General features: G+C 72.3%; 1 protein-coding gene. It reads left to right on the forward strand.

The features are described 5' to 3' along the window. A partial coding sequence (locus tag PZA18_RS24080) for a hypothetical protein (protein ID WP_284103429.1) occupies nt 1-631 on the forward strand: 631 nt, incomplete at both ends.

The following is a 631-nucleotide window of genomic DNA, read 5'->3' on the forward strand; positions in this document are numbered from 1 at the left end:
TGTACACCCCGGAGGGCCGTCTCCTGCTGGATGACCAGGCGGCGGCCAGCTGGAACCGGCAGGACTTCACCGCCCCCGGCAGCGAGGTCCTGCTGCTGGTGAATCGCCCGCAGTCCCCTCAGGCCGCACCCATCGCCGTGACCTGCCTGCCGGTCGTGCACACCCATAGCCCGCTGGAGTTGGACACCCCGTTCACCCAGGCCATCGGCAGCAGCAGCGACCGCCTGCAACACACCTTCGAACTGCAGCAGGCCGGCTGGCTGGACCTGGGCAACCTGCAGGCGCAGGGCGTGCAGATAGCCGCCAGACTGCAGACCGTGAACGGCCAGGCGCTTGGCCCCTGGGGGCTGGGCGAGTTCACGCTGGCGGCAGACGCTGCCGCCAGCCCCCGCCACTACTGGCTGCCGGCCGGGCAATACCAACTCGTCTGGCAGGCCCAATCCGCGCCCGCCAGCGGCGCCGCGCTGCACGGTACGATCCGGCAGACCCCCGCGCCTGTCCTGCCCCCCCCTGGGGCGCAGGCGATTGCACTGACCGGCACCGGCCCGCTCAGCGCCTGGAGCCTGGGCCTGCGCCAGGGCGACAGCCTGCAGCTGACGGCGGGGGAATGGTCTGGTGCCGGCGAAGTCCG

The sequence above is a fragment of the Parachitinimonas caeni genome, assembly GCF_030129945.1.
Classification (GTDB): Bacteria; Pseudomonadota; Gammaproteobacteria; order Burkholderiales; family Chitinimonadaceae; genus Parachitinimonas; species Parachitinimonas caeni.